Source organism: Peptidiphaga sp. (genome assembly GCF_057238965.1).
In genome coordinates this window covers 1-3,459 of record NZ_DBHHEV010000141.1, presented here as the reverse complement: position 1 = coordinate 3,459, position 3,459 = coordinate 1, and the positions used below count along the sequence as shown (strand labels likewise).

General features: G+C 68.6%; 3 protein-coding genes. 1 reads left to right on the top strand and 2 read right to left on the bottom strand.

Annotated elements, in window-relative coordinates:
* Nucleotides 1-723 (bottom strand): GlxA family transcriptional regulator (locus ACO48X_RS11020; RefSeq protein WP_485002131.1); only part of this gene is annotated, 723 nt, incomplete at its 3' end.
* A 70-nt stretch (nucleotides 724-793) separates the two neighbouring features.
* Between ACO48X_RS11020 and ACO48X_RS11015 the strand changes: the two genes are divergently transcribed.
* The gene (locus tag ACO48X_RS11015) at nucleotides 794-1,369 is read left to right on the top strand and encodes a cysteine hydrolase family protein (RefSeq protein ID WP_485002130.1); all 576 of its coding nucleotides are present in this window, start codon (nucleotides 794-796) and stop codon (nucleotides 1,367-1,369) included.
* Here the strand turns inward: ACO48X_RS11015 and ACO48X_RS11010 are convergent.
* A complete protein-coding gene (locus ACO48X_RS11010; RefSeq protein WP_485002129.1) occupies nucleotides 1,287-2,882 on the bottom strand; it encodes a GDSL-type esterase/lipase family protein in 1,596 nt (531 codons plus the stop codon). The two genes, ACO48X_RS11015 and ACO48X_RS11010, sit on opposite strands and share 83 nt — an antisense overlap.
* Nucleotides 2,883-3,459: the final 577 nt, after the last annotated feature.

Here is a 3,459-nt window from a genome sequence, read left to right as displayed (position 1 = left end):
TCTCAACGGAGGGATGAACTGAGCCTGGCCTCCCGGGCGGACCGCCGGCAGAACCATCGATCGGGCAACGGCGGCCGCTGCCGCCGATCCGCACTCTTGGGCCAGAATCGCCAGGCAGGCGTCGATTCCGGCGGCGACCCCCGCCGAGGTCCACAGCCGCCGTGCGGCGTCGTGCGTGTAGAGCACCTTCGGATCGACCCGCACCCTCTTGTGCCGTCGTTGAAGCTCGTCGCAAAAACGCCAGTGGGTCGTTGCGTCGGCTCCGTCGAGCAAGCCGGTGGCCGCGAGGAGAAAGGCCCCCGTGCACAGGGAGGCGATGTGCGTTCCGGAGCTGTGAAGCCGAAGCACGAGGGCCGCGGCACGCTCGACGTCGTCTCGGACGACGCCGGACCTGGCGGCGCCGGGACGGGCGGCGTCTTCCCGGGCGGCGGCGGACGGAGCGACGCCGCCTCCGCCGGAGACGGCGCGGACGACGTCGGGATCGACCGCCCCGAGCGGGTCGGCGAATCCAGGAATGACGAGCAGGTCGGCGCCGTCGGCCTCCTGGAGCGGAAGCGCGCGGATGCGCAGGCCGCCTTCCAGTTCGGGTTCGGGCGAGGGTGAGACCGCGGCGACGTCGTTGAGCGGCACTCCCCTGTCGCGCCGGTCGCCGCCGAAGACCTCGAGCGCAGCACAGAGGTCAAAGCCCCGCATCCCCGGCAAAAGGACCACTCGCACCTTCATGGCAGAATCTTATCGGCAGGCGGCATTCGTGCCGCTGTCGGCCTCGCGTCGGCGCTGGTTTCCTTGAGCCATGGAAAGAAATAACACAGCCCTTATCGTCATCGACGTTCAAAAAGGCTTCGACCACGGCGTCTACGGCCCGACCGCGAATCCGCACGCCGAGGCCAACGTCTCGCAGCTCATCGACGAATGGGCGGAGAGGCGGCTCGGTCCACTCGTCGTCGTCCGCCACGACTCGCCCAACCCGCTTTCTCCGCTCCACCCCGATTGCCCGGGCAACGAACTGAAGGAGGACGTCGCCCGAGCCGAGGCCGACCTCACGATCTCCAAGCAGGTGAACTCGGCGTTCTACGGAAACCCCGATCTTCACGCGTGGCTTGGCCGTTCGCACATCGAGTCGCTCGTGCTCTGCGGGATCCAAACGAACATGTGCGTCGAGACGACGGCGCGGATGGCCGGCAACCTCGGGTACGACGTCACGGTCGCCTTCGACGCCACGCGAACGTTCGACATCGACGTCGAGCTCCCCGGCCTCGGACGGCTGCGGGAGAGCGCGGAAAACCTCATGCGGGCGACGGCGATGAACCTCGCCGCCGGAGGCTTCGCGAAGGTTCGCACGACGGCGGACATTCTGTCGCGGCTTTGACCGCGTAACCGCCTTCGGCCTTGGCCGCGCGTCCACGCCGTGAACCGTCGCCTTTCGCAGCGCGCGGAGCTTGCTTCGCTGCGGGCATGTGCCGCGTGACGAAGTCTTCCATGCCGCGGTCGTCGGTCACGACGGCGGTCACGGTCGCTTTCTCCGCCGAGGGAATTCGGATCGACGTCCGAGCCCCGGACACGACCGTTTCGCCTCCGTCGGAGCGCTGGACATACCAGTCGACGTGGACGACCCTCCCGTCGGCGTCGGTCGAAGCCGAGGCGTCCAGCGACATCCGGTCTCCGTCGCGCACAACCGCGATTGCGCCTGCGGGCCGCTCATTGTCCGCCCGATCGGCGGCGACCCGGAGCTCTTTACGAGCCTGGGCGTCTCGGGCCTGGCCGCCCTCGGCCCGGGCGTCCCCTGCTTTGGCATCCCGAGCCTTGGAGTTTCCGGCCTTGGCGGAACCCGACGAATCCGACTGGCCGCCAAGGCCTCCCAGGGCGTCCGCCACGGCCTGCGCTGTGGCCGAGTGGCCCGCTTGGGTCGGGTGGAAGCGTCCGTCGTTGAGAATGTCGTGAATCCACGATCCGTTCGATCCGCACAGCTCGTGCCCGCCGAACGCGGAAGCCGTGTCCGCAAACAGGAAGCCGTGGCGCAGCGCGGCGGCCTTGAGGGCGGCGTCAAGCTCGTCGGTCTTCGCCGCCATCCACCGCTGGTCCACTTTTTTCACGCCCTGGCAGCGCCCCGGAATCGGCCCGCCCGTTCCGCCGCCAGAGGGAAAGATATGCGGATAGCCCACTGCCACGACCGTCGCGCTCGGGGCTCGCGAGCGAATGTCCGCCGCGATCGAGTCGTAGCTGCGGACGCCTTCCTTCTTCGTCTTGCCTCGAAGAGCGTCGATGGCGGAGTCGACTGGTCCCGTCACCGCCCGGTCGGTGCTGCACGCGACGAACGGAAGGAGGCTCTTGCCTCCGATGCAGTCGCTGAGAACCTTGCTGAAGCCGGCGTCGTTGCCGCCGATCGCAAACGTCACGAGGCCCGTCGAGGCGTCGAGCCGCGAAAGCTGCGCCGGCTCTCCCCAGGCAGACTTGGCGTTGTAAAAGTCGCCGGTGCGGGCCCCGGAGCAGGCCCCGAAGTCGAGCGTTTTGCCCACCCGGCCGCTCACTCGGTGGGCGTACGCGGAAGACGAGCGGCGGCATCGGTTTCCATTCGCCTCGTCGGTCCCTTCGGCGTACGGAGGAACGCCGTCGCCCGAGGCGTAGGAGTCCCCGAGGGCGACGTATTTCCCGGCGGGGACGGTCGCCGGCGTCGCGCGGGCCGCCGACTCTTCGTGGGAGGCCGACGCCGCATCGCGGGCGACGCCGCCCGGACTGGCCTTTGCCGCCGCGCCCTTCGAGGCCGCGCCTCGGGCCTCAAATGCCAAGGCGAGAGCGCCGGAGGGAGCGGCTCCCTCGCCGGCTTGGCCGGCGTCGGCTTGCGCGCCGATCGCCGAGGCGACGAAGAAGGACGACGCAGCCACGGCGACCTTGAGCCGAGACGGCAAGGCTCCGAACCTCAACGGAGGGGCGCTCCGTCGCGAGGGCAGGCGCCCGAGCCTGAACGGAAAAGCCTCGCGCCGGGGCCGCCGACCGTCGCGCTGAAGCGACGGCCAACCGCGCACAGCCCCGAAAAGACGCCCGCAGATTTCTGCACACTCAGGGCGGCCCGCGCATTTTCGACGAGGAACGTGCAAGCCGCCGGATCTGCGGGCGACGCAGTCATGCCCATCGGCGATGTCGCCGGTTCGATGCGCGATGCGTTCACGGATGCGCGCGAACAGATTCGATGAATGGGATGCGTTGGACACGGCGGACTCCTCAAGCCGTCGGGGACGCTCTTTACCCGGACCTGTCATCCGCCCGGACCGCCGAGCGTCCCCTACCAATCAGTAGTCAACGCTGAAGAGCATCCTCCGCGGGCGCGGCGACGTCAAGGCTTAGTTGCAGTTTTTAGTACCCGTTGCATGCCGCAGCCGCCGAAATGCAATCCCACCCCGTTTTCATCCGTTTTTGCCAGTCGCAACTGGCTTTCGCACCGATCGACCGGCTGAACCGAGG

Bases quoted from the DNA above. Each gene is read 5' to 3' on its own strand.
- ACO48X_RS11015 (WP_485002130.1), top strand. From the start codon at position 794: ATGGAAAGAAATAACACAGCCCTTATCGTCATCGACGTTCAAAAAGGC.